Raw genomic sequence first — 20,390 nt, 5'->3', positions numbered from 1 at the left:
TTAAAATTATTGAGGGGGAACTTTTTTGTCAATCGAAATAGGCAGTAAAGTAAAAGGTAAAGTAACAGGTATTACTAATTTTGGAGCATTCGTAGAGCTTCCTAGCGGAGAAACAGGTCTTGTTCACATTAGTGAAGTTGCCGACAGCTATGTTAAAGACGTAAATGATCATCTTACAGTAGGAGATCAAACGGAAGTAAAGATTATTAGTGAAAAAGACGGTAAAATTGCGCTCTCTATTAAAAAAGCAATCGATAAGCCAAAAGAAACAAATTCATATGATAAACGTCCATCGTCATCGTATAAAGGTGGAAAACGCTCTAACGACTTTCGTTCGAAAGGAAAATTCCAACCGAAGGAAAGTTTTGAAGATAAAATGGCGAAGTTTTTAAAGAATAGTGAAGAAAATTTATCTACACTTAAACGTAATACAGAAGGAAAAAGAGGCGGTAGAGGCGGCAGACGCGGATAATTACGCCCTTATTTCCACTTCATTATATACAAAAGGGAAGCCTGATAATTTGGCTTCCCTTTTTAATTTTAAAGGATTCCCCTATCGTTTTTTATAAATGACATATATAATGTACAGAAGCGTAATTTGGAAGGAATAGGTGTATTAATATGAGTTTACTAACGGTAAAAAATCTTAGCCACGGTTTTGGAGATCGTGCGATTTTCGAAAGCGTGTCTTTTCGATTACTACAAGGAGAACATATTGGGCTTATTGGTGCCAATGGTGAAGGTAAGTCTACATTCATGAATATAATTACTGGAAAGTTAGAGCCTGACGCAGGAAATATAACTTGGTCAAAACATACACGTGTTGGTTATTTGGATCAGCATGCCGTGTTGAAACAAGGAATGACGATCCGAGATGTATTACGAACAGCATTTCAATATTTATATGATATGGAAGAAGAAATGAATCAACTCTTTGCTAAAATGGGAGAAGTGGAACCAGAAGAACTTGAACAGTTGCTTGAAGAAACTGGGCGGATGCAAGATTCCCTAACAAACAACGATTTTTACACAATCGATGCTAAAGTGGAAGAGATCGCCAACGGACTTGGGTTAGATGACTTTGGTTTGGAAAAAGATGTCAATGATTTAAGTGGTGGTCAGCGGACGAAAGTATTACTCGCAAAACTATTGTTAGAAAAGCCGGATATATTGCTATTGGATGAGCCAACGAATTATCTAGATGTCGAGCATATTGAATGGTTACGAAATTATTTACTGGAATACGAGCATGCCTTTATTTTAATTTCACATGATATTCCATTTTTAAACAGTGTTGTAAATTTAATTTATCATATGGAAAATCAAGAACTAACACGCTATCCAGGTGATTATGATGAGTTTGTAAGGGTATATGAGATGAAAAAACAACAATTAGAGGCAGCCTATAAGAAACAACAAAAAGAAATTGCCAACTTAAAGGACTTTGTTGCACGAAATAAAGCGAATGCTGCAACTAGCAAAATGGCCATGTCTCGCCAAAAAAAGCTGGATAAAATGGACATCATTGAGCTCGATGCTGAAAAACCAAAGCCGGAATTTCGTTTCCAACCTGCCCGAACTCCTAGTAAATATTTATTCGAAACAAGGGACCTTGTTATCGGATATGATGAACCTCTTTCAAAGCCATTAAATCTAACAATGGAACGCGGGCAAAAAATAGCTCTTTATGGTGCTAATGGAATTGGTAAGACAACATTACTTCGGAGTATTCTAGGAGAAATTCCTGCTATTTCTGGCCAAGTTGAACGTGGTGAACATTTGCATATCGGTTATTTTGAACAAGAGATTAAGGTTGATAACCAAAACACCTGTATAGAAGAAGTTTGGGACGAATTCCCGCATATCACACAATATGAGGTTCGAGCTTCTTTGGCAAAATGTGGACTAACCACCAAACACATTGAAAGTAAAGTACAGGTGCTAAGCGGTGGGGAAAAGGCAAAGGTTCGCTTATGCAAGCTTATAAATAAAGAGACAAATTTACTGGTACTCGATGAACCAACAAATCATTTGGACCAAGACGCAAAAGACGAACTGAAACAAGCTCTTAAGGAATACAAAGGAAGCTTACTCCTCATCTCTCACGAACCGGAATTTTACGAAGAAATTATTACAAACAAATGGAACTGCGAAAACTGGACTACCAAAGCATTTTAAAACCGGTGCCAGGCACTTGTCGAAACTCGACAAGTGCCTGGCACCTTCTTTTTTTAGGTGTACATGCATATATATTACTATGCGAGTATGAGAAAGGGGTTATTTACATGCGGGTAATTTTTTCAATCCTCGGATTACTGGGGGTATTTGTTCTAGTTGGTTTCTTAGAAGCGCAAACGGTTATGGATGACCGTAAATCCAATCATTATATACTAAATGATGAAACAGAAAGTGTTAGTGTTACGATGGAAGAACCAACACTCCCCTCTTCTACACAATATGTCTTAGAAGAAACGATTGAAAAAAATAGGGAAATTATAGAAACTTATCGAGAATATGAGATTTACGAAGATGAAAATGGAATAGTTGTGAAACGAGTTCCGACCTCTAATTATAATTACCTAAGCTATAGTACCGGAGAAGAAGATCAAGTTACAGAATTTGAATACAATGACTAAGGCTTCCAACAAAGTGCTGGAAGCCTTTAATTAATAATGAAATAGAATTGGTGAATTTACTATCCGTCTATATTGCTTCTTTTTCTTAGACAAATCACTACTTTGAATGAACAGTTGATAAAATGCTTCCCAAAGAAATACCCATCCACCAACAGTTAAGCTTAGTAATACTAGTTCAGATACGACGTCGTGATCATTTATTGCTTGAAAATAAACGGAAGGTACTGTGAATAAGAAGGAAACCAGTATATAAAGCGCCGTTTTCTTTCGCTTGATTGAAAACTTGTTCCTCGTCAAATGTAGGCAATAATTAAAATAATTGCGAATTCCTGTCTCAATCTTTTTTTCCATCAATGGATTTCTGGTTTGATTCTGCATATTGAATCGTAAAACAATATTTTTTCTAGGTGCAATATCGTATGAACAATCCTCCAAAAATGACTTAAGACTCCCATCTAAATCTCGAATATTATAGATAGAGGAATCCCAAGTGTTAAAAATATCATCGTACTCCTTCAAGGCAATTTCAATGATATAGTCACCAGAAACTGGATCCACGGTGTAAAATTGATCTAAGAAACTCCGCTTCAATGTAACCCCTCATTTCTTCATTGCTTTATTTGAATCTAATAATCAATACCTTTCTTTTTTATATCTAAATTTAACCAATCGCCCCTTACAGCAAAATTGGATTAAATTAATTTTCAATCAATGAGATGATTCCTTCCCTTCACTTGCGTTTCAACAAGATATAAAGTAAGAAAACTGTTAGAACGATCAATCCCACGTAAATCACTTTGGAATAAACTTCCATGTATTCTATAATAACTTCCCAAGATTCCCCTACAGAAGCACCCAATATAACCAGAACACTATTCCAAATAATTGTCCCCAATGAAGTAAAGAGAAGAAATAAACCAACATTCATATTAGACATTCCAGCTGGTACCGAAATCAGGCTACGAATCAATGGAACAAATCGGCAAAAGAAAACGGTCCAGACCCCATATTTATCAAACCATGCATCTGCACGGTAAAGATCATCTTTCGTAATTCGTAAGTAACGTCCCCATCGATCAATAACTTTTTCTAACCGGCTTACATCCAATTGCAGGCCAATTATATATAAAACGATCGCACCAACAACAGAACCAGCAGTAGACGCTGCAATCACTCCAAAAATACTTAAGCTCGTACTAGTGGTTAAAAACCCACCGAATGTCAATATAACTTCAGAAGGAATGGGAGGGAATATATTTTCAAACGCAATGAGAGCCGTAATTCCGATGTACCCAAATTCATTCATAATATCAGTAAGCCAATTCTCCATTGCCCTCCCCCTTTACAGAGAAATATTCTATGATTCTAGTATCGTATCAATAATTTCTTGACTTCTGTGTCCATCTTCGATTGTAGCTAGATCAGGGTCTTCATTTCCATTTACTAGATAATCATATAGCCTTGTTACATATGTATAAAATGCTGGAAAATAGGATTTTGTTCGTTCCGATAAATGACTAGGGATTTCCTTTTCATATTCTTCAATGCTTTCCATCATTTTCTCATTCGCTTTTCCTGCTGCCAGCTGTTTATCATTGATTAAGGCTACCGTACCTTGTGTGCCGAATACTTTTAAGCTTGATCCAAAACCATGATTAACCCCTGTAACAAGCTGTAGCGAAAAGGTAGCATTGTCTATTGTTACTCCGTGTATAAAAAACGAATCATCAGCATCTCTTACTTCTCCTGCACCTTCTGGAACATGCGTATGGACCATTCCATTTACCACTTTAACCTCACCTGACAACCATCGTAAGCAGTCAATCATATGAGATCCTAAAGCACCTAGCATGCCACCAAATTTTTCTTTCTCCCCTAACCAACCTCTCTGATTAGATAGCATTTTTTGGTACTGGGCATTTGATACATGGTACTCCATATGTAATATATCCCCAACGTATTGGTCCAAAAGCAATTTTTTCATCTTTTGTCGTCCAGGTACATAACGCCATTCAAAATCTAAAAATACCTTTGCATCATACGTTTCAGCTAAATGAAGTAATTCTCTCGATTCATCACTAGTTGTTGTAAAAGGCTTTTCACAGACAATATGTTTCACTCCATTTTCAATGGCGTATTTTACCATCTTAAAATGGTGAATTGGCATGGAACTAACAAACAGTAATTCAACTTTTTCACGGGTAACCATTTCCTGCCAATTTTTATAATGAATAGGTGTATGCTTTAAACAATCCATTTCTTCAGGTAGTTGATGACGATTTACTGTACTAACCGCAGTAACAGTCATATCTGGGTGTGAATCAATAATAGGTGCTTGGACTTTCAATCCAAATCCTCCACCAATAATGCCAACTTTTATCATTTCAATTTCCTCCCTAAATCGCTTTCCTCTACTATAACATTTTGTTGCAAAGTACTAGTATGGAATTGAATTACTACTTTACAGCATACAAAAGGAAATGAATCCCTTCCTTCATATATGCTTTATCCGAGTCAACTTGTAACTGGAAAGATGTTAAATCGATTGGGGTTGATGTTTGAAACATTCGTAAGCGATAGCCACCACCACGAATAATCTTAACTTATCGGCCATTGTCATCTTGGAAAACATTTTTCTCTTTCTCTGGATCACCTAAATTCGGTCCTGTAACAATAAGCGCTTCATTCGAACTAGCAGTTTTGTATCGGAACCTGAAAATAATTAGGGTAATAAGTCCCACCACAAGCACAATGGCACCGATGACAATGAAAGTTACAAAAAGAAAAGCATCTTGTAGCACGTACAAATCCACTCCCTCTCCACGTATATATTCGGGTGATTTGCGTTGAATACACAATTGCCCCCTACTACGAACGTATTAAATGGAAACGGATCTAAGAACTTCGCAGGAAATGTTGCTTGAAAAATTAAAAGTTCTTCAATTTACTTTTAGCCCAAAGGAACCCATAACCATGTCAATTGATCAATAGAAAAATAGCAATAACATACAAAGTGATTGTCCCTTATGGATCTACCTTTTCGACAGCTGCATTATCCCATAAATTAAACAAACAATACTGCCTGCCCAAAGCACTCCAGAGATCCCTATTTCCAATGAAATCTCCTCTGAAGCCATCGGATGCATGTAATCAAACGAAATTGCTTTTATGAGAAAATATATCGAAAAAGAGAAAATAACAAAATGGAGTAATACAAACAAATATCCAGTCCTAAGATTTCGGTTCTTTATCCATAGATAGAGGGTGAATACTACTGAAATACCTATAAAAATAGAAACTCCAACAATTATTAATTCGATTACTCCTTGCTCTAACGGCATTCTGATCCTCCTTTCGTTTAAAAATATCTTTTGATAGATTTCATTTGCGACAGCTGAAAGCTGAAACGAAAGCCTCTACACTCCCCTCGGACTTCATTTAGTTATTTTTGGATAATATAAAAAGCACATGATTCTTGTCATTTGATAAAAAAACATGTGCTTTTGAAATCGATATTTATTTTTGATCCTCTTTCGTTGGTCCCATAACCCCTGGGACAGGTAGACCTGCTTGTCGAAGTAGAACGGTCATCTGACCACGATGGTGTGTTTGATGGTCAATTAATACTCTTAATAACGCTCCCCTTGGTGTTTGCTTACCGAAACTCTCTACAGTCTCAATCATTTTCTCATCTGTTAGCGTTTTTTCTACTTCTCGTTTTAACTCATCTGAAATTTTTTGATAAGCTTCCACAATTTCTGTTGCTTTTGTTGGTACACTTTCACCTTTTGCTGGTGTTACAGAAAGCCCAACTTGTCCCGCAAAAAATACTGGACTTGTAGCTAAATGCCATCCTAGCCAACCTAATGTACTATGATCTTCCACGATAGCTTGATTTAAGGTATCATCTGTGAGTACCTCAAGTACTTGAAGCGTACCACGAGAAGCATTTGTCCAATCGTTTAAGAAATCCTCTTTTGTTCGATACAACCTGTACAACTCCTTCATTCATCTATTATATCCCTATTGTAACCCTTCCTTATTATGGTAACAAATAAAATAGCACACAGAAAAAATGTGCCGTTGACCCTGCAATGACAAAAAGATGCCACACCATGTGATGATATTTAAATCCTCTCCAAACATAGAAAACAGCGCCAATCGTATAACATAAACCACCAACTACGAGTAAAACCACCCCATTGAAGCTTAGATTATCAATAATTCGATACCATCCGATCACAATCATCCAGCCCATAACGACATATAAAATAGTTGAGGTAAATAAATATTTTTTTACAAAAAATGATTTAAACACTGTTCCAGCTATTGCTAGGCCCCAAACAATTCCAAACATAGTCCATCCAAGTGCCCCCTGAATGACGATAAAGGTAAATGGTGTATATGTACCAGCAATAAAAAAATAGATGGAAGAATGATCAAATATCTCAAATAAATCCTTTACTTTGCCAGGTGGCAGTGCGTGTACCAGTGTTGAAGACATATATAGAATGAACATCGTTGCACCAAATATCGTAAAACTTATGATATGCCAAGGGGATCCATGTATGGAAGAAAAAACGATTAATATAACTAATCCAGCAAGACTTAAAACAGCGCCAATACCATGTGTTATTGCGTTTGCAATTTCCTCCCCCTTAGAGAACGTATGCGTATCGGCCATCATCATCCCTCCTAACCTCTTATCTAACTATTATAATGTGGAATGAGGCGCCTGTCACTTAATGCATGTTCGACAGGTGCCAGGCACCTATAGTAAGATTTAAAAATGGGGATACGTAACTTATAATACATAGCTGACCCTTGTTGTACTTAAATAAAGAACCTAGGAGGCTATCAAATGAAATGGATCAGTAACTTCTATCAAAAACAATATGAATGGTGGAATACTTTAACTAGTAAAAATACAGAAGAGCTACAAGATGAGTTAGTAGAGAAAATGGAACAATTTATGGATCAACCTAGTAAAAAAATTCTTGAACTCGGTGGAGGAAATGGTCAATTCGCCGTTACAGCAGCTAAACACGGTTATGATGTTACTGTAATTGAACTAATTTCGGAATGTGTAGAGCATACGACGAAGCTAGCAAAGAAGCATCATGTTGAATCGAACCTCCGTGCCATTCAAGGAGATTTTTTTGAGGTAGAACTAAAGGAAAAGTTCGATGTCATTTGCTATTGGGATGGATTTGGAGTTGGAACAGATGGTGATCAAAAGGTACTATTGCAGCGTATTTCGGAGGAGTGGTTAAAGCCAAATGGAACAACACTTATTGATATATATACCCCATGGTATTGGGCAAAGACAGCTGGAGAAGAAATGACGATTGAAGGCATCAGCAGAAAGTATGACTTTGATGCTATCGAATGCAGGATGCTAGATACATGGTGGAAAACGGACGAACCAACAACGAAAGTATCACAATCATTACGGTGTTATTCCCCAGCCGATTTAAATTTACTGATTAACGAACTCCCCTTACAACTGCAGCATTGTGAACCGAGTGGAGCAATGGACTACGAAAAATGGAAATACCAAACAAAGGTGCCGTTGGGACAAGCAATGTCATATATGGCTAAGTTAAAATTAGATTAACTATTATACTCGTAATCAAAAACAAAGGATAACCCTTTAAGCGAGGATTATCCTTTGTTTTTTTGCTTTTTTGTTAACTCAAATATCCCACCCAATAATCCGATAAAACCACTTATTGCAATGAGGACAAAAAAGAATCGCACGTCATTTGTAAGTATATTGTAGCTACCTATTATGAATAAAACGAAACAGCTTATTATTCCAATGATTAGTCTCAACCTAATTCCCCTTTTTACTCCAATCTAGTTTTTCTTCTTTTGATCCTTCTTCAAAAATACAGTCGCTATTGCAGAAAACATATCACCAATTAATGTTACAATTGCAGCCATTATCCTTCCTCCTTCAAGTAGATGAATTTCCTAGGAAATAATTCAACATTTTTTGCACGGTACTGCACCTATCGTATGGCTTAGCCCAAAATACGTTAAATCACCATATTTAGTCGGTCGCCCCACCTATCCTTCTACAATAAAACTCTATTACATATATACTATTTCAAGAATAACATACATCACGTATCAATATTATATTATTCAAAATTTTAATCAGAGGAATATTTCTTTTCATGAGACTGTAAACAATACACACATAACAACAGAGCTAGAAAGAGCATGATAGACGTACCAGAAAAAACTGCTACTTTCACCGAACTGAAGTGAGCATACATACCAATTCCTACTGTCGTTAGAATGATGAGCACAGCATCTACAAATTGATAAACACTGCTAATCCTCCCCATTTTTTCCACAGGAATATTATTTTGAAAAAATGTTAAAAAGCCTGTGTTTGCAAAAGCTGTAAAATACGCAAGGACAAAAAATCCAATACTTGCTACAAGAAATGAATGAGAAGATGCATATAAAACATAACCTAGCGATACAAATACCGTTCCAAAACCTATCAACGTTGTTACCGATATTTTATGAATGAAAGCATTGATGCATAAAGCTCCTATTCCAATTCCTGCTCCAGCAATGGAAACTAAAAAGCCATATTCCATATTCGATAATTCCAGTGCCCCTTTTGCAAAAGCAGCTTCTAAGGAATCTACCGCACTAGCCAACACTGCCATAATACAATTGAATAAAAAATATATAATCAAGATATAACGGGAATGAACACTAAACTGAAGAACGATGGACCAATCCTTTTGTAAACCAACAAATGTTATAGAACTGTTTGTAGGTAATCTCTTCTTTTCCTCGTCTAATTTTGGCATCAAACAAGTTATCATGCCAGACAGAAGTAACGCTACTCCATTCGTAACGATAGCAATCTCAGGTGTGCCAAACATAAATAGAATCCCCGCAATGGCAGGCCCCACTAAAAATGCTCCAGAAGTAATTAAACTATACAACGAATTAAATCTCGGTCTTAGCTGACGGGGAATCAGTTTGGTAATATACGTCATAGATGTAGGACCAAACATAGCACTTGCCATATTGATGATAAGGACAATGAGGTAAATGAATACCATAGATGATATAAAAGGAAGTAAAAATATAAAAAAGGATCGAAACAGATCAAGGAATATCATGACATTTCGATTATTTAACCGGTCAATAACCCCACCTGCCCATGCATTTGTTAGTAAGGTTGCAATCGGCCGCATGAGATATAAAAGGCTAACAGCCAATGGTGATCCAGTACTGTCTAAAACAATTAAATTTAACGCAATAAAATAAACCCATTCTCCAATATGCGAAACACCAATACCTACCAATAAAATAGTCGGATACTTCCAATTAACTGTATGCTTAATCAAAAAATCCCGCCTCCCAAGCCATTTCGGTCTTGGGGACGAGATCCGGCTATCCGCGGTGCCACCCCAGTTCATTAATATGTCACCATATTAACCTCTTCAAGTACAATCGTTCTATACTCTAGCTCAATAACGGGAGCTCCCGTTACACCATCCCCATTTATTGGTTCCAATGTAATACTCTGAGACTTGCTTCAATAAGACCTTTCATACCCCTTTCCAGCAACCGGAGTTCTCTATAATGATTAGCCCTACCTACTCTTCTCTTCATCGCATGTAAGATAAATTTTTCCTATCTTATCATGGAATGAATTATTTGTAAATAAGAATTAGGTGCCAGGCACTTGTCGACTAGTCGACAGGTGCCTGGCACCTAATATTAAACGCCTTTGTAGACTCTTGCTTCGTATGGTTTTAGGGTGAAGGAATGGTAATCTTGTATTCCTTCGTTTGGATAGTTGCTGATGAGTAGTTCCTTTGCTTCAAAAGAAACACCAGTAGGAAGTTCAAATGGAACTTCTTGTTCACTAAAGTTCGTAACTACTAGTACTTTTTCCCCTTCAAACGTACGTGTGTATGCGTATATCTGATCATGACTTTCTAAAATTAGATCGTATTCACCGTAAACAATAATCTCATGTTTTTTACGTAATTGAATTAGTTGGCGGTAATAATGATACACGGAATTTTCATCGTTTATAGCTTGTTCAGCATTGATTTCTTTATAATTTGGATTGACCTTTATCCAAGGCTCACCAGTCGTAAACCCGGCATTTTCTGATGTATCCCACTGAATCGGTGTACGGGCATTGTCACGACCTTTGACATAAATAGACTCCATCACCTTATCTGGATCCTCGTTTCCTTCCACTACTTTTTCCTGGTACATGTTCAAGATCTCAATATCCTTATAATCATCAATAGAATCAAAATGGATATTCGTCATCCCTATTTCTTCTCCTTGATAAATAAACGGTGTTCCTTGTAGCATGTGTAAAAAGGTTCCTAACATTTTTGCTGATTCAAGTCGATATTCTTTGTCATTGCCGAAACGAGATACAATTCTTGGTTGATCATGATTATTCAAATACAAGCTGTTCCAACCAATTCCTTGCAGACCCTTTTGCCATCTTGTAATGCTTTGTTTGAGATCCTTAAGATCTAGCGGCTTTAAATCCCATTTTCCATTCGGACCAGAATCTAGATCCATATGTTCGAACTGGAATACCATTTGCAGCTCCTTACGATCTGGATCTGTATATTTCTTCGCCTCTTCCACATCGACTCCTGGCATTTCACCAACCGTCATGATGTCGTATTTCGATAGTACTTCATCATTCATTTCCTTTAAATAATCATGGATGCGTGGTCCGTTCATAAAGTACTGTCCGCCACCAACATATTTCTTCCCTTCTGGATTTGGTGCATCAGGTAACCCAGGTACCTTGGATATAAAGTTAATAACGTCCATACGGAAACCATCTACACCTTTATTCAACCACCATTTCATCATGTCATATATCTCTTGACGAAGTTTAGGATTTTCCCAATTTAAATCCGGTTGCTTTTTACTAAATAAATGTAAATAATATTCGTCTGTTTGCTCATCATAATCCCAAGCTGGACCACTAAAAGCCGACTCCCAATTATTTGGTTCTTTTCCATCCTTACTAGTACGCCAAATGTAATAATCTCGAAATGGATTATCCTTTGACTTTCTCGACTCTTGGAACCACTCGTGTTCATCAGACGAATGGTTCACAACTAAATCCATAATTAGCTTCAAATCACGATTATGCATTTCTTCTAAAAGTTCTTCCCAATCTTCCATCGTTCCAAATTCATCCATGATTGCTTTATAATCCGCAATATCATAACCATTATCATCATTTGGGGATTTATACACTGGCGATAACCAAATAACTTCGATACCAAGATTTTTAAGATAATCTAACTTTTCCGTAATCCCTTTAATATCACCAATTCCATCCCCATTACTGTCATTAAAACTTCTTGGATAAATTTGATAAACAACACTTTCTTTCCACCATGCTTTATGAGTCATAACTAATCTCCTCCGTATTCCTTTGGTAATATTACTTAATCGATCCTCTCATAACACCGCCGATAATCCATTTTTGTGCAAAGATATAAACAATAATCATTGGTAACATTGCCATTAAGTAAGATGCAAAGGCAAGGTTATAGTCTGTACTAAACTGTCCTTGGAACGCATACTGTACGAGTGGCAATGTGTATTGATTTGAATCACTTAAAATAACAAGTGGAAGCATAAAGTCATTCCACGCAGCCAAAGCCGTTAAAATAGCTACGGTAGCATGCATCGGTTTCATTAATGGAAATATAACTTTCCAAAATACTTGCCATGTACTAGCACCATCAATAATAGCTGCTTCCTCCAGTTCTTTTGGAACTGTTTTAACAAACCCTACATAAATAAATACATTAAACGCTAGTTGCATAACCCCATTTAGAATTACTAATCCAATAAGGTTGTCCATTCCCCACATCGCAGTTTGCTTAACAAGTGGTAACATAATGATAGGAAATGGAATAAACATGGCACTAATAAAATAAAAATATAGGAATTTGTAGAATTTTTTATGCAAATTTCTAGCAATCGCATATGCAACTAGAGAGTGCGTTAAAATTACCACAGCAACCGTTAAGATCGTAACAAAAGCACTGTTCCCCAATGCTTGGAAGAAATTAGTCATTTCAATGGCATCCAGGAAGTTCTGTATCGACCACGATTGTGGTAGAGCGAGTAGATTTCCCGTCATTTCCCGCGGTGTTTTAAACGCTATTGTAATGGTTAAATACAGTGGGAGTAAAATAAATAGTGCTCCAAGTATTAATAAAATTGTCACTTTCCAATTCGCTCGATTTCCTATCATAGTTATTTCACCTCTCTTCGTTCAAGAACGCGTAGTTGGATAATAGAAATTGCAACAATAACGATAAAGTAAATAACCGCGTTAGCTGATTGATACGCAAATTCTCCGCCTTGGAATCCGCCACGGTAAATAAGTAAAGAGATGGATTCAGTAGCTTGACCTGGTCCCCCACCAGTTAATGCGACGATTTGATCAAAGGCCATTAGGAAGTTTTTCATTGCCACAACCATATTAATCGTAAAGAATGGTGCAATTAACGGGAAGGTAATTTTCCAAAATCTTGCCCACGGCTTTGCTCCATCAATACTCGCAGCCTCATACACTTGATCATCAATCGTAGAAAGCCCAGCCAAGTATAATAATGTATTAAATGCCGCTGATTGCCATACTGCTACTAATACAATACCTAGCCATGCCAAATCTGGATTTCCCAAAATATTGGTTGATAGAAATTCAATATTTAACGCCTGTCCGATTTGTGGAAGCAGATGGGTAAACATAAATTTGAAAATATAACCAACGATAAGAACACTTAAAATATACGGTAAAAAGTATGTTGCTCGAAGTGTCTTACGTAACTTTATGTTAGAATTTAGTCCAATTGCAATTAAGACACTAATAATGTTAACAAGAATCGTGGCTACAATAGCAAACTGAAAAGTAAAGCCATATGCACTTAAAGCACGGCCATCTTGAAAGACATTAAAATAGTTTTTAAATCCTACGAAATCCCAATTTCCATACCCCTTATAGTCGGTAAAACTATAAAATATCCCCTGCAAAGCTGGATAAGTATGAAAGGTGAAAAATAGAACAAAAGCAGGAATAACCATTAGTAGAAAAGCATGCTTCTTTTTCACCATGATGATAATCTCTCCTTTAGAATGAAATAGGGGCTTCTATAATAGAGGCCCCTAAAGAATTTAGCGGTTTTGAACTTTATCCCATTCCGAATCTAATGTTTGTAAAGCAGCATCTTTATTTTTTTCGATAAGGAAGTCTTGAACTAAGTTCTCTGTCCCCATTCCTGCTGGGTAATAGTGGTCAGGGAAGCTCGTTAATCGACCTTCTTCAAAGTTCACACGAATTCCTTCAAATACCGGGTCTTCTTGGAAAACACCTTCTACACCTGAAAATGCTTTTTGCTCTTCAATATAAGTTTGAGCGGTCTCTTGACTAATCATGAATTCAATAAATTTCATCGCTTCTTCTTTGTGATCTGTTGAGTCACTTACTGCTAATGCAACGTCTACTCCTGAAACGAGATCGTTTTCTTCCGCATTATCATTTGAAGGTAATGCAAATGTGCCTAATTCAATATCGGGATTTGCTTTTACAATCTCTGGAATTGCCCAGTTACCTTGGATATAGAAAACACCGTTTCCAGTAGCAAAAGCATTATTCCCATCACCATAACCTACACCAAAATTATCACTATGGCCATAATCTAGTAGCGTTAACATTTTATCTGCTACTTCGTCATACTCTTCAACAAATGATGCTTCTCCATTATTTTTTCTTTCTGCAAAGTCATCTGCCACTAAGTTTCCTGCTACACCATTCCAAACGGACATTCCAGTCCACGCTTCTTGTAATGTGAAGTAAATTGGGATTTCCCCAGCTTCTTTAGCAGCTTCTAACGCTGTAACAAATTCGTCCCAATTCGTTGGAATTTCAATTCCTAATTCTTCAACTTTTTCTTTATTATAGATGACATGATTTGCATTGGTTGCATACGGAAGGCCATAAACGCCATCATGTTCTGGTCCAACCAATTGACCTAGCATGTCCACATAGGATGATTGAACATTCGTTAATACTTCATCATCCGAAAAGTCATGAAACACTCCTTCTCGTGCTAATTCACCATACGTTGCATTTCCACCAATAGACATAATATCTGGTAAATCATTTTTCGTTAAACGTGTCTTTAAAACTGTCTCCGCCTCTGGTGGTGCTTCTAATTTAATGTTAATATCAGGATTTTGTTCCTCAAATTCTGCTATTAATCCTTTATACGTATCAACACTTTCAGACTTATTGGAGAACAGCTCTAGCGTTACTTCACCATCTGCACCTCCGTCACCACCACAGCCAGCAAGTAATAATGATGTACCTAATGTGATTGCTGCTAAACCTTTTGAAAATTTCATGATAATTCCTCCATTATGATGTTCTAATAGTAATATTTATAAAATGATCAACGCTTATTCATACCCATTTTACGTAAACGTTTACGTAAAACTCAAAAAAGAGATTTACTCTTTTTTCAATTCTTTTACACTTTGTCTTTCTACAATTTCATGCGGAAATATCCGACTTTCAACAGATTGATTTGTATTTATCATTTCAAAAATCATTTCTGTTGCTTTCTCCCCCATCGTACTAAGTGGTTGTCCTACAGAAGTTAGAGGAGGTATACTCATTTCGGCTAAACTAACATTATCGTATCCAATCACAGATAGATCATCTGGGATTTTAATGTCCATTTGATAAGCCGTCGATATAACTCCCAATGCCAGTTCATCACTTGCGGCAAATACAGCGGTGACGTCAGGATTTTGTGTAATAAGCTGTTTAAAAGCCTCTTTCCCATCCTCATATCCAAACCCCGGAGCAGCAACGATGTTATTTGTAACTGGCAGTTTGTTTCGATCCATCGCCTGTGTAAAACCATCAATTCTTGGTTGGCCTGCTACTACATCTTCTTTAGTACCACTAATCATTCCAATGTTACGATGTCCTTTTTTGATCAAGTATTCCGTAGCAGTATATGCTGCATGTTGGTCATCCACCCTTACATATGGAACAGGATAATCGAAAGAGACAGTCGATAGCAATACAATTGGTACATCCATTTTCTTCATGAATTGATAGTATTCTTCTGTTAGAACTTCACTTGAGAAAATAATTCCATCGATTTGTTTTTCCCTTAATAATTCTAAATATTGCATTGTCTTCTTCCCATTAGATTCGGTATGACAAATGATTACACTTGAACCGAATTGATGTGCAATATTTTCGATTCCACTAATAAACTCTGACATTAGCATACTCGATAATTTTGGTACTAAAACACCGATGGTATGACTACGCTTACTTATCAAACCTCTTGCAATAGCATTCGGATGATAGCCCAATTCTTCTATTACTTCCAGTACTTTCTTTTCCGTTTCCTTGGAATAGCCTGGTTTATTATTTACGATTCGAGAGACCGTTGCAATCGAAACATTTGCTTTCTTTGCAACGTCTTTAATTGTAATAGTCATTTCATATGCCCCTTTGAAAGAAAGCGTAAACGTTTACGTAAATTATAGTAGCACAAACTGAAATCGTTTGCAATCTTTTTATTAAAAATGGTGCCAGGCACTTGTCAAATATTGACAAGTGCCTGGCGCCATTAAATTACCGCGAAGCCAATTTTCTAGTTAGTCTTTGATGCAGAATGAATAATCCTAATATTAAAATTACGAATGCGGCACAGATCATATACAATATTTGAAAATTAAATAGCGTTACAATGGTCCCCAAAATATATGCTCCAAATGCAATGCCTATATCCCAAAAAATAAAGAACGTTGCTGTTGCGTGTCCGCTTCGATTTCTTTCGGCAGCTTGAATGCACATTGTTTGAAAACTTGGTAATAAAGAACCACTACCTAACCCAATAATAGCCGCAGCGAGCAGGAACATCCAAGCAGAAGTTGCATTGCTAAGGACAAATAAACCGAGACTAAATATGATTAAGCAAGGTATAATCACGTATTTTGGCCCCTTGAGATCGAATAACTGGCCAAGCGATGGACGAGAAAGGATCATTACCAGTGCAAATACCACAAAGAAATAACTAGCAACATGAGAAAGACCTATCTCCCCAGCATAAACACTGATGTAAGATAAAATACTGGCGTAAGCTATTCCTACTAAACTACTAATCATTGCAATTGGAAATGCTTTTACTTCTACCAAATCATGGATGGATAATTTGTGCTTCACTTTACTAAGTGTATTTTGAACATGCTCTGGAGCGTTTACGAAAAAGGAACATATAAATCCGACAATCATAATAAAACTCAAAATGATAAATAAGAAGTGAAATGATAAAAATTGTAGAAGCGTAAGTCCTAGGAATGGGCCAATTACCATAGCGATATTCATGGACATAGCGAAGTACCCTAACCCCTCCCCCCTTCTCTCCTCTGGAACAACATCAGCTGCAATTGCACTCGTTGCGGTTGTTAACACTCCAAATGATAAACCATGAATAAATCTTGTAATCATTAAGGTTATAAAACTATCTACTCCCATATATAGCAACATGGTCACGGTAAATGCAGCAACTGACCATATCAGTCCTTTTCCTTTCCCTAATTTATCTAATATACTACCGGAAAATGGACGGATTATGATTGCAGCAATTAACATGCTTGTGACTACTAAGCCAGCTTGGGCCTCGGTTCCATCTAGTTCCTGGATCACATAAATAGGTAAAGTCGTTAATAATGTATAAAACGCAACAAAAACGATAAAGTTGGTTAATGAAATGTTTATAAAACTTTTTGTCCAAATCGGACGCCGTTGTTTATTCATGATGTTATTGCTCTCCTCTCACCCTAACTTCTGTAATAGATTATAAAGCTTTTGTTTTTCTGTATTGGATAGGTTAGCGACCATTTTTCGTTCTTGCTCAGAAATTGCTTTTTCTATCTCTCCATATCTTTGCTTTGCCATTTCTGTTAAATCGATGAGCCGTTCACGCTTATCGTTTCCTTGGACTCGCTTAACCCAGTTGTTTGCTTCCATTCTTTTCAATGTCCGTGTAACCGTTGGTGCTTCTACATGAAAATAGTGGGTGATCTCGGTTTGAGTCATGGCACCTTCTTTATTCAATAAAAAAAGTACAGACCATTGTGATTTATATAGTCCATACTGACTTAGACAATCATTCAACTGCTTGTTAATGAAACGAACCTTCTGATTTAATAAATGAAAGAAATCCTGATCAGACAAATTGAAACCCCCAATACATAATTACTTACCTAGGTAAGTATCGCATATTTTTGGAATCCTGTCATTCCTTGTGTTTTAATTAAAATGGGAATGATACTACACTTAACAAACTCACTAATTCAAACGGAACGTATCTAACCATTCCCGTTCCAATATGCTCATTTCCCTTAAGTCCCAATATTCATCATCATCAACCTTCAAGTAATCTCTTAGAACCCCTTCTTTTTTGAAGCCTACCTTTTCATAGCAAGAAATAGCAGATCTATTAAACTCAAATACACCTAGACTAACCCTATGTAAACCAAGCTCTGCAAAAGCAATTTCTAATATTTCTTTCATCATTAATTGACCGATTCCGTTTCCTCTAATATTTTTATCACCGATTAAAACTCTACCTATTCTTGCGGAACAATTTTTTAAATCAATTCCAGTCATTGAAATATGGCCGATAGCATCGCCTGTCTCTTTAAGCACGACTTTATACACCAAACTTTTTGTGTTTTTAGCATTTGCATCTTTTATATATTTTTCTAACTGATTGATATCCAATGGCCATGTAAAGCTAGATCCAGCCCATTGCAGTAATAGATCTGGCGAATTAACCCAATGTATAAGTTGGTTAAAATCAGATCGAGTAAAGTATTGTAATTCAATCATAATGCTTCCCCCTATTTGATGACTTTTGCACAGGTTCAATTGAATATGTAGTTTGTAAGATCTCCTAAAAAGAGGAGCAATATCAATATAGTTTATACGATTGATTTCCAACTGATTATCTAGCATAAGAAAATAACAAGCCGACAGTGACTCATTTTATCCATACTTATATTTAAATTTCATTTCCAATTAATGTATCCTATTAATTTTAGCATAAATTACTAGCTAAATTAGTTATTTTCATAAAATTACATAAATCATGTATACATTTTCTCCCCATATCCGTTGCAACATAGGAGTAGGAGGTGAAAAAGTGAATAACAATCAAGATTACAAGGAATCAGAACAGCACTTTGACGGGATTCAGGAAAGTATAATAAACGACCCATTAGGAAAACAAATGGGACTACAAGTAGATACAAAAGAGGATCCCAAAAATAAAAACCCATACAACGTCAAATTAAAAAAAGACCCCCAAATGGATAAACTGAAATAACAGAAAAGGTGCCAGGCACTTGTCGGATTTCGACAAGTGCCTGGCACCTTTTTTCTAACTAACCCTTTCCATTCAATATTGTCTTCGGCCCGACTGAACTTTGACAATAAAAAAAACCCTTCTTCTTTTATTGTTGAGAAACTCCAACTACAGACCGAACATTTCTCTCAAAAACAACGATTATAGTGGAAATATTATGTTAAAATGAAATAGGTTTTACATATTCATGGATAGAGATTGGGGGAAATACGATTGCATTTCTTTTTAAAACTAGGATTAAATTTGATTCGAATGAGAAATTTAACATTATTTATCTCCACAGCACTTTTTACGATTCTAAGTACATTTATTATTTATTTTCTAGAGCCGGATAACTTTGAGAGCCTATTGAATTCATTTTATTTTGTTATGACAACCTTTACGACAGTAGGTTACGGAGATTATTCACCAATAACAATGGCTGGAAAGTTATTTTCAATCATCATGTATTTAGTTGGAATTGGCTTATTAGGTATCATCATCGGAAAAATCATTGATGTCTTTACAATCTTTAGGAGAAAAAGGGAGGAAGGAAAAATGAACTACACAAATGAGAATCATATCATTATTATTGGTTGGGGAAAGAAATCAGAATCAGCAATTACAGAGCTTTTAAAATCAAATCAAACAGTTGAAATAGTACTCATCGACTCTTTACCTAAATCTCCGGTGGATGTTTCCAATAATCGTGTTCATTATATCCAAGGCAACTCAACTGAAGAGCAGACATTTGAAAAAGCAAATATCTCTATGGCGAAATCAGTAATTATTTTTTCTGATGACACGATCCAAGAACCTTCCCTACGTGATGCAAAAACGTTAACAGTTGCAATTGTCGTTGAGCGATTAGCACCCGCTGTACATACAACAGTTGAAATATTAAACGAAGATCACATTTCGAATTTTTCACACGTCAATGTAGATGAATTCATTTTATCTCAAGAAACAATTTCTAGCTTAGCTGTTCGGTCTGCCATGTATCAAGGAGTGAGCAAAGTATATTCGCAACTAATTAGTAGACAGCATGGCGATGACCTCTTTAAAGTCAAAAACAAAAACTGGACAACATATAAAGAAGCATTTAATGATTTATTAGAAAAAGGGGCAACGCTAATTGCCGATGGAGATCGTTTAGACATCAATAGAAGATTAGAAGAGAAAATTCCAACCGACGCTGAACTCTACATCATTTGCGACAAAGAAACATACGAAAAAATCGAAGGCTAAATTAATGAGGTGCCAGGCACTTGTCGAC

The 20,390-nt window shown here is 36.3% G+C and carries 22 protein-coding genes and 1 other annotated feature; of the genes, 6 read left to right on the top strand and 16 right to left on the bottom strand.

The window, feature by feature from the left end; all coding sequences use genetic code 11:
* The first annotated feature begins 25 nt into the window (after positions 1–25).
* The 3 genes from BMX40_RS08760 to BMX40_RS08750 all read left to right on the top strand — a co-directional run bounded on the left by BMX40_RS08760 (position 26) and on the right by BMX40_RS08750 (position 2,636).
* Positions 26–472 carry a S1 domain-containing RNA-binding protein gene (locus tag BMX40_RS08760; protein ID WP_090868904.1) on the top strand — a complete coding sequence of 149 codons (447 nt, stop codon included), beginning with the start codon at positions 26–28 and terminating at the stop codon, positions 470–472.
* Positions 473–621: 149 nt separating this feature from the next.
* Positions 622–2,178: an ABC-F family ATP-binding cassette domain-containing protein gene (locus BMX40_RS08755; protein ID WP_090868902.1), complete on the top strand. Its 1,557-nt coding sequence runs from the start codon at positions 622–624 to the stop codon at positions 2,176–2,178.
* Positions 2,179–2,285: 107 nt separating this feature from the next.
* Positions 2,286–2,636, top strand: coding sequence for a hypothetical protein (locus tag BMX40_RS08750; protein WP_090868900.1), 351 nt, complete (start codon positions 2,286–2,288; stop codon positions 2,634–2,636).
* 30 nt (positions 2,637–2,666) lie between these two features.
* On the opposite strand, the gene BMX40_RS08745 is transcribed toward BMX40_RS08750, so the two are convergent.
* The 7 genes from BMX40_RS08745 to trhA form a co-directional block, all read right to left on the bottom strand.
* Positions 2,667–3,227 carry a hypothetical protein gene (locus BMX40_RS08745; RefSeq protein ID WP_090868898.1) on the bottom strand — a complete coding sequence of 187 codons (561 nt, stop codon included), beginning with the start codon at positions 3,225–3,227 and terminating at the stop codon, positions 2,667–2,669.
* Positions 3,228–3,366: 139 nt separating this feature from the next.
* Positions 3,367–3,966, bottom strand: a complete 600-nt coding sequence (locus tag BMX40_RS08740; RefSeq protein WP_090868896.1) for a DedA family protein — start codon at positions 3,964–3,966, stop codon at positions 3,367–3,369.
* 27 nt (positions 3,967–3,993) lie between these two features.
* On the bottom strand, positions 3,994–5,019 hold the full coding sequence (locus BMX40_RS08735) for a Gfo/Idh/MocA family protein (RefSeq protein WP_244513448.1): 1,026 nt from the start codon (positions 5,017–5,019) through the stop codon (positions 3,994–3,996).
* A gap of 220 nt (positions 5,020–5,239) precedes the next feature.
* Positions 5,240–5,437, bottom strand: a complete 198-nt coding sequence (locus BMX40_RS20910; RefSeq protein WP_425287850.1) for a hypothetical protein — start codon at positions 5,435–5,437, stop codon at positions 5,240–5,242.
* A gap of 231 nt (positions 5,438–5,668) precedes the next feature.
* Positions 5,669–5,977, bottom strand: coding sequence for a hypothetical protein (locus tag BMX40_RS08725; RefSeq protein WP_244513446.1), 309 nt, complete (start codon positions 5,975–5,977; stop codon positions 5,669–5,671).
* A 175-nt stretch (positions 5,978–6,152) separates the two neighbouring features.
* Positions 6,153–6,626, bottom strand: coding sequence for a DinB family protein (locus BMX40_RS08720; protein ID WP_090868895.1), 474 nt, complete (start codon positions 6,624–6,626; stop codon positions 6,153–6,155).
* A 52-nt stretch (positions 6,627–6,678) separates the two neighbouring features.
* Positions 6,679–7,320, bottom strand: a complete 642-nt coding sequence (gene trhA / locus BMX40_RS08715) for a PAQR family membrane homeostasis protein TrhA (RefSeq protein ID WP_090868893.1) — start codon at positions 7,318–7,320, stop codon at positions 6,679–6,681.
* Between the two features lie 177 nt (positions 7,321–7,497).
* On the opposite strand from trhA, the gene BMX40_RS08710 reads away from it, so the two are divergent.
* Complete coding sequence (locus BMX40_RS08710) at positions 7,498–8,253, top strand: class I SAM-dependent methyltransferase (RefSeq protein ID WP_090868891.1); 756 nt, start codon at positions 7,498–7,500, stop codon at positions 8,251–8,253.
* 541 nt (positions 8,254–8,794) lie between these two features.
* Here the strand turns inward: BMX40_RS08710 and BMX40_RS08705 are convergent.
* From BMX40_RS08705 to BMX40_RS08665, 9 genes are all read right to left on the bottom strand, one after another.
* A complete protein-coding gene (locus tag BMX40_RS08705) occupies positions 8,795–10,018 on the bottom strand; it encodes an MFS transporter (RefSeq protein ID WP_244513444.1) in 1,224 nt (407 codons plus the stop codon).
* Positions 10,019–10,046: 28 nt separating this feature from the next.
* Positions 10,047–10,295: a binding site (T-box leader), on the bottom strand.
* A gap of 99 nt (positions 10,296–10,394) precedes the next feature.
* Positions 10,395–12,080 carry a glycoside hydrolase family 13 protein gene (locus BMX40_RS08700; RefSeq protein WP_090868886.1) on the bottom strand — a complete coding sequence of 562 codons (1,686 nt, stop codon included), beginning with the start codon at positions 12,078–12,080 and terminating at the stop codon, positions 10,395–10,397.
* A 31-nt stretch (positions 12,081–12,111) separates the two neighbouring features.
* The gene (locus BMX40_RS08695; RefSeq protein ID WP_170840726.1) at positions 12,112–12,933 is read right to left on the bottom strand and encodes a carbohydrate ABC transporter permease; all 822 of its coding nucleotides are present in this window, start codon (positions 12,931–12,933) and stop codon (positions 12,112–12,114) included.
* 2 nt (positions 12,934–12,935) lie between these two features.
* Positions 12,936–13,796: a carbohydrate ABC transporter permease gene (locus BMX40_RS08690; protein ID WP_170840725.1), complete on the bottom strand. Its 861-nt coding sequence runs from the start codon at positions 13,794–13,796 to the stop codon at positions 12,936–12,938.
* A gap of 60 nt (positions 13,797–13,856) precedes the next feature.
* A complete protein-coding gene (locus BMX40_RS08685; protein WP_244513442.1) occupies positions 13,857–15,086 on the bottom strand; it encodes an ABC transporter substrate-binding protein in 1,230 nt (409 codons plus the stop codon).
* 105 nt (positions 15,087–15,191) lie between these two features.
* Positions 15,192–16,202, bottom strand: a complete 1,011-nt coding sequence (locus BMX40_RS08680) for a LacI family DNA-binding transcriptional regulator (protein ID WP_090868882.1) — start codon at positions 16,200–16,202, stop codon at positions 15,192–15,194.
* Between the two features lie 136 nt (positions 16,203–16,338).
* Positions 16,339–17,523 carry an MFS transporter gene (locus BMX40_RS08675; protein WP_090868878.1) on the bottom strand — a complete coding sequence of 395 codons (1,185 nt, stop codon included), beginning with the start codon at positions 17,521–17,523 and terminating at the stop codon, positions 16,339–16,341.
* A gap of 18 nt (positions 17,524–17,541) precedes the next feature.
* On the bottom strand, positions 17,542–17,943 hold the full coding sequence (locus tag BMX40_RS08670; RefSeq protein WP_090868876.1) for a MarR family winged helix-turn-helix transcriptional regulator: 402 nt from the start codon (positions 17,941–17,943) through the stop codon (positions 17,542–17,544).
* A gap of 114 nt (positions 17,944–18,057) precedes the next feature.
* Positions 18,058–18,600, bottom strand: coding sequence for a GNAT family N-acetyltransferase (locus BMX40_RS08665; RefSeq protein ID WP_090868874.1), 543 nt, complete (start codon positions 18,598–18,600; stop codon positions 18,058–18,060).
* Positions 18,601–18,913: 313 nt separating this feature from the next.
* On the opposite strand from BMX40_RS08665, the gene BMX40_RS08660 reads away from it, so the two are divergent.
* Positions 18,914–19,096 carry a hypothetical protein gene (locus BMX40_RS08660; protein ID WP_090868872.1) on the top strand — a complete coding sequence of 61 codons (183 nt, stop codon included), beginning with the start codon at positions 18,914–18,916 and terminating at the stop codon, positions 19,094–19,096.
* Positions 19,097–19,387: 291 nt separating this feature from the next.
* The gene (locus tag BMX40_RS08655; RefSeq protein ID WP_244513441.1) at positions 19,388–20,362 is read left to right on the top strand and encodes a potassium channel family protein; all 975 of its coding nucleotides are present in this window, start codon (positions 19,388–19,390) and stop codon (positions 20,360–20,362) included.
* Positions 20,363–20,390: the final 28 nt, after the last annotated feature.

This window comes from Oceanobacillus limi (assembly GCF_900111445.1).
Taxonomy (GTDB): domain Bacteria; phylum Bacillota; class Bacilli; order Bacillales; family Amphibacillaceae; genus Ornithinibacillus; species Ornithinibacillus limi.
This window is presented reverse-complemented; position numbering and strand designations above follow the sequence as displayed.

Excerpts from the sequence above, each read along its gene's own strand:
- BMX40_RS08700 (WP_090868886.1), bottom strand. The coding sequence starts at position 12,080 with ATGACTCATAAAGCATGGTGGAAAGAAAGTGTTGTTTATCAAATTTAT.
- BMX40_RS08685 (WP_244513442.1), bottom strand. The coding sequence starts at position 15,086 with ATGAAATTTTCAAAAGGTTTAGCAGCAATCACATTAGGTACATCATTA.
- trhA (WP_090868893.1), bottom strand. The coding sequence starts at position 7,320 with ATGGCCGATACGCATACGTTCTCTAAGGGGGAGGAAATTGCAAACGCA.
- BMX40_RS08740 (WP_090868896.1), bottom strand. The coding sequence starts at position 3,966 with ATGGAGAATTGGCTTACTGATATTATGAATGAATTTGGGTACATCGGA.
- BMX40_RS08655 (WP_244513441.1), top strand. The coding sequence starts at position 19,388 with ATGAGAAATTTAACATTATTTATCTCCACAGCACTTTTTACGATTCTA.
- BMX40_RS08755 (WP_090868902.1), top strand. The coding sequence starts at position 622 with ATGAGTTTACTAACGGTAAAAAATCTTAGCCACGGTTTTGGAGATCGT.
- BMX40_RS08690 (WP_170840725.1), bottom strand. The coding sequence starts at position 13,796 with ATGGTGAAAAAGAAGCATGCTTTTCTACTAATGGTTATTCCTGCTTTT.
- BMX40_RS08735 (WP_244513448.1), bottom strand. The coding sequence starts at position 5,019 with ATGATAAAAGTTGGCATTATTGGTGGAGGATTTGGATTGAAAGTCCAA.
- BMX40_RS08680 (WP_090868882.1), bottom strand. The coding sequence starts at position 16,202 with ATGACTATTACAATTAAAGACGTTGCAAAGAAAGCAAATGTTTCGATT.
- BMX40_RS08725 (WP_244513446.1), bottom strand. The coding sequence starts at position 5,977 with ATGCCGTTAGAGCAAGGAGTAATCGAATTAATAATTGTTGGAGTTTCT.
- BMX40_RS08675 (WP_090868878.1), bottom strand. The coding sequence starts at position 17,523 with ATGAATAAACAACGGCGTCCGATTTGGACAAAAAGTTTTATAAACATT.
- BMX40_RS08710 (WP_090868891.1), top strand. The coding sequence starts at position 7,498 with ATGAAATGGATCAGTAACTTCTATCAAAAACAATATGAATGGTGGAAT.
- BMX40_RS08695 (WP_170840726.1), bottom strand. The coding sequence starts at position 12,933 with ATGATAGGAAATCGAGCGAATTGGAAAGTGACAATTTTATTAATACTT.
- BMX40_RS08665 (WP_090868874.1), bottom strand. The coding sequence starts at position 18,600 with ATGATTGAATTACAATACTTTACTCGATCTGATTTTAACCAACTTATA.
- BMX40_RS08750 (WP_090868900.1), top strand. The coding sequence starts at position 2,286 with ATGCGGGTAATTTTTTCAATCCTCGGATTACTGGGGGTATTTGTTCTA.